Origin of the sequence: Hydrocoleum sp. CS-953 (genome assembly GCF_002260545.1) — a bacterium.
Classification (GTDB): domain Bacteria; phylum Cyanobacteriota; class Cyanobacteriia; order Cyanobacteriales; family Microcoleaceae; genus Trichodesmium.
Window position 1 is genome coordinate 1 of sequence record NZ_LGSU01000741.1, and the last position, 4,475, is coordinate 4,475.

Genomic DNA, 4,475 nt, shown 5'->3' on the forward strand with positions numbered 1-4,475 from the left:
TACTAATTAGCAATTCTTTAGACGATTCACTTTCCTTACCAGACTCCATTTTTGTACCACCAAAACCATGTTTAATAGCACTTTTTTCATCAGCATGGATAACTTTAGTGTTAATTACATCAATATAAGCTTGGGTATTTGGTTTATATTCAGACATAGTATTGCTTCCTCTTTAATTTTCCATGGAAATTATTAAATAAGCTGATTTGAATTTTAACAGATTATTAGCGATCGCTCTAATATTAAAATCTATCTTTATTATAGTAAATTTAAAATTGATTAATCACCAGTAGAACAAAAACTGCTAAAATTTCTAGGAAAAACTAAATTAAAAGCTCTCAAGATTATGTCAAACTATGACTTTCAATCCCGCAGCACAACAACTTCCCGACTTAACAGGAAAAACTAAATTAGAAGCTCTCACTATTTTGTCAAATTATGGGTTTAAATTTCAAACACAAACTAGAGGAGGATATGAAACTTTTGCTAATGTAGATGGTAGTATAATTCACATTAGGCCGAGTGGTGAAATAGTTCGCACAGATCCGAAAATAAAAACTTTCCAAGGTAAATCTTATCATCGTCGCTACGACCAAAATGGTAATCAAATTCAATTTATCCCCGGAGCCAATACACACAATACAGGAGAAAATTTAATTCTATGACTGCTACTATTATTCCTAATTTAACTACTTTTTTAGAAGACTTAAAAAGTGCTGACTTAATTGGTATTTCCATGATTCCTAAAAATATTGGATTACATCTTGATTTTACTTACGGCCCGGAAGTAGGAGATGTAGTGATCGAACTATATCAAATTATCCATCTTGTTTTTTCTCAACCTCTTAATTCTGAGGATACAGGTTACTGTTTTTGGGTGGGAGAAGTGAAACTTCAGCAGTTATCTGAAACAGTTCCCGAAGTCTTATCATCTTTATCTTATCCTTTCACTAATTCTCAAAATTTAACAACTCCATTAATCCAGTTTTATTTGGAAGGTGATATTTGTTTGGAAGCAATTTGTCAAAGTTATAAAGTTTTTCAAGAATTTAGAGGAGAATAATTAATATAGAATCGGTTTAAGACCTCTCCCCCGACCCCTCTCCTGCGAGGAGAGGGGGAAAATATTCTCCCCTTTCCCTTGCAGGGAAGGGGGTTGGGGGGTTAGATTTTTTTATTTATTATTTATCTTCTGATTTATCTTCAGAATTTTCCTTTGGTTTTGGTTCGGAGGTATTTTTTTGAATTTTATTAATTAGCAATTCTTTAGAAGATTCACTTTCTTTACCAGGTTCCATTTTTGCACCGCCAAAACCTAATTTTGTAACATTACTATTTGGTAAATTAGTCAGGTTAACTCTGTAAACTTCTTTAATTTTTGATCGAGATTCTGGCTTTAACCAATTATCAATTTCCTTAGCTATTCCCTCATCATCTTCTGGCATTTCTTCTACTACTTTTAACAAATCTGGGAAATCTTCAGCCGGGATAATTTTCGCACCAATCACGTCAATAAAAGCTTGGATACTTTGTTTGTATTTAGACATGGCTTATTCTCCTTTTCCAACAACACAAAAACCAGCCCAAAAATAAGGTGACTCGTAAGGTTTAAAATTTTCTCCTTCTTGATTTTCCATTTGAGTAAAATCTTGCTCTAACTGAACTCGGCAAATTTCAATTAGAGTAGACTGCCTTACCCACTCTTTCAACTTTTTCACGTTTGTATTTCTTAACCAGTTTTGGGCTTTTTTCAAGGCTAATACTATATTATCAGATTTTTCTAACTCTTGATATAATCTCAACATTAATAATGCCGTTACATCAGTTCTCACGCTCCAAAGACTCGCAACAATATTTGTACTTCCTGCTAAGAGAAAACCACTGGGTAAACCTACATATTCATCAGTCTCTTTGCTTAAATCTATTAATCCAGTTTCGCAAGCTGCTAGAGTAACCAGGCGACAATTTTTCAGATTTAGGGATTGAATAATATCTGCTAATGTCAGAATTTCATCAGCTAATTCTAATCCTGAATCTAGGGGAGAATTAAAATTAAACTCGCCGTGACAAAAGAATAATATAGAGTTAGCAACGGATAACTTAGGATGGTTAATAACTGCTGATTTTGTCGCCTGATTTTCCTTCAGAATTTCAGCTTCATCAAACTGATCTTTAATTGCCGAAACAACACTTAAATCTTGCTCATATAAATCTGGCGTGGGTGTTTGAATAGCAAATAGACTCTGAAAATCTTGGCATTGTCGCTGTCTAACTTTTTGCAATATTTGGCAGCTTGGAGCATAACCTACTCCCTGCTCAAAATAATCCTGGAGATAAATTTTCTCTGGGTTTTCTTGACTATTTTCTGAGTTAATAACTAAGGCATGAAGTGGCAGTAAATGTAAGTATAAATGGGGAACTAAAGTTAGTCTTTCACATTTACTTTCCAGGATGGGTTGAATAACTTCATTTATATGTAAAATTTCTCCTAGCTTTTCCAGACAAGTGGTTATATTTGTCTCCCATTCCTGTTGCAAATTTTCATATTTATCTGGATTTTCTGCTCTCTGGAGATACGCTTCCTTTATCTCATCATATTTATCCAAATATTCATTTACCCACTCCACCAAATTTTTCAAATCATCCTCAGTAGACTGCCTAATAAATAATTCTGAATTTGCTGTTGAGGTGGGCGGCAAAATCACAAATGTCACAAATTTCTCTGCCATAATATACCACTCAATAAATGCCGTCTGCTCATCTGTGGCAAGTTGCTGAATTTCTGCAAAAGTAATAGGTTGTATTTCCNCATTTACCCACTCCACCAAATTTTTCAAATCATCCTCAGTAGACTGCCTAATAAATAATTCTGAATTTGCTGTTGAGGTGGGCGGCAAAATCACAAATGTCACAAATTTCTCTGCCATAATATACCACTCAATAAATGCCGTCTGCTCATCTGTGGCAAGTTGCTGAATTTCTGCAAAAGTAATAGGTTGTATTTCCTGAGTCAGACGGAAAGTGGGGTCGAATTTATGAATTTGATTGAATACTGTTTCTAACTGCTGCCCTAATTCCTGCAATTTCTCATTTAGGCGTTTCTCAGACTCCTCCAATGATGGGCGCTGTTGTACATCTTGCCCTGATAGTTGTTGTCTGACTTTCTGTAACTCCCCTTCCACTATGCGAATTTCTTGTTTGAGTTGCTGAAACTGCTGCATAACTTCTGGGGGTACATCACTTTGGGGAAGTAAGTTACGGTTGGTGAGGAGTTCGACTAAATTTCGCCCTTGACTGCGCTCGGCAATTTCTAAAGCTTTATCTCTCCTATCTATATATATGTATGCCAACATTGCTTTGTCATAAATATCGATATTTTCTCCGATAATTTCCTGACGACGTTCCTCAGTAGTTGCCCAACTGCGACTAAGCTCAACAGCAGTTATGGCTTTTTCATAGTTGTCGGTGGCGAGTTGCCAGTCTCGGTTGTCAAAATATAGGTTGCCTAAGTTACGGGTAGTTTGGAGATGATCAAGGGGGTTTGCTTCTAGGGTACGAACCAGCAAAGCATTTTGGTATGCAGCAATGGCAGATTCAATATTCTCAGCTTTGTCTCCTGTTATTCTCTCTCTGTAGGCAATGCCGAGATTATTTTGAGTCATTGCCCAGTCGTTCGGGAAATCTTTTTTGGTACGAACCTGCAAAGCATTTTGGAATGCAGCAATGGCAGATTCTATATTCTCTGCTTTGTCTCCTGTTATTCTGTCGCAGTAGGCAAGGCCGAGATTATTTTGAGTGGTTGCCCAGTTGATGGGGTTTGCTTTTAGGGTACGAACNTGTCTCCTGTTATTCTGTCGCAGTAGGCAAGGCCGAGATTATTTTGAGTGGTTGCCCAGTTGATGGGGTTTGCTTTTAGGGTACGAACCTGCAAAGCATTTTGGTATGCAGCAATGGCAGATTCAATATTCTCTGCTTTGTCTCCTGTTATTCTGTCGCAGTAGGCATTGCCGAGATTATTTTGAGTCCCTGCCCAGTCGTTCGGGAAATCTTTTTTGGTACGAACCAGCAAAGCATTTTGGAATGCAGCAATGGCAGATTCTATATTCTCTGCTTTGTCTCCTGTTATTCTGTCGCAGTAGGCAGTGCCGAGATTATTTTGAGTGGTTGCCCAGTTGATGGGGTTTGCTTTTAGGGTACGAACCAGCAAAGCATTTTGGAATGCAGCAATGGCAGATTCAATATTCTCAGCTTTGTCTCCTGTTATTCTGTCACTGTAGGCATTGCCGAGATTATTTTGAGTCGCTGCCCAGTTGATGGGGAAATCTTTTTGGGTGTAAACCTGCAAAGCATTTTGGAATGCAGCAATGGCAAATTCAATATTCTCTGCCTTGTCTCCTGTTATTCTGTCGCAGTAGGCAAGGCCGAGATTATTTTGAGTGGTTGCCCAGTTGATGGGGTTTGCTTTTAGGGTACGA

The 4,475-nt window shown here is 37.3% G+C and carries 4 protein-coding genes; 2 read left to right on the top strand and 2 right to left on the bottom strand.

Going from position 1 to position 4,475, the window contains the following annotated elements; genetic code table 11:
- Positions 1-356: 356 nt before the first annotated feature.
- Both AFK68_RS08865 and AFK68_RS08870 read left to right on the top strand, forming a co-directional pair.
- Complete coding sequence (locus tag AFK68_RS08865; RefSeq protein ID WP_094672414.1) at positions 357-665, top strand: PASTA domain-containing protein; 309 nt, start codon at positions 357-359, stop codon at positions 663-665.
- Positions 662-1,063, top strand: a complete 402-nt coding sequence (locus AFK68_RS08870; RefSeq protein WP_094672415.1) for a hypothetical protein — start codon at positions 662-664, stop codon at positions 1,061-1,063. Before AFK68_RS08865 ends, AFK68_RS08870 begins: the two co-directional genes overlap by 4 nt.
- A 118-nt stretch (positions 1,064-1,181) precedes the next feature.
- Here AFK68_RS08870 and AFK68_RS08875 read toward each other — a convergent pair whose 3' ends face one another.
- Both AFK68_RS08875 and AFK68_RS41330 read right to left on the bottom strand, forming a co-directional pair.
- Positions 1,182-1,547, bottom strand: coding sequence for a hypothetical protein (locus AFK68_RS08875; protein WP_094672416.1), 366 nt, complete (start codon positions 1,545-1,547; stop codon positions 1,182-1,184).
- Positions 1,548-1,550: 3 nt separating this feature from the next.
- Positions 1,551-2,729: a CHAT domain-containing protein gene (locus AFK68_RS41330; protein ID WP_246844076.1), complete on the bottom strand. Its 1,179-nt coding sequence runs from the start codon at positions 2,727-2,729 to the stop codon at positions 1,551-1,553.
- Positions 2,730-4,475 lie beyond the last annotated feature (1,746 nt).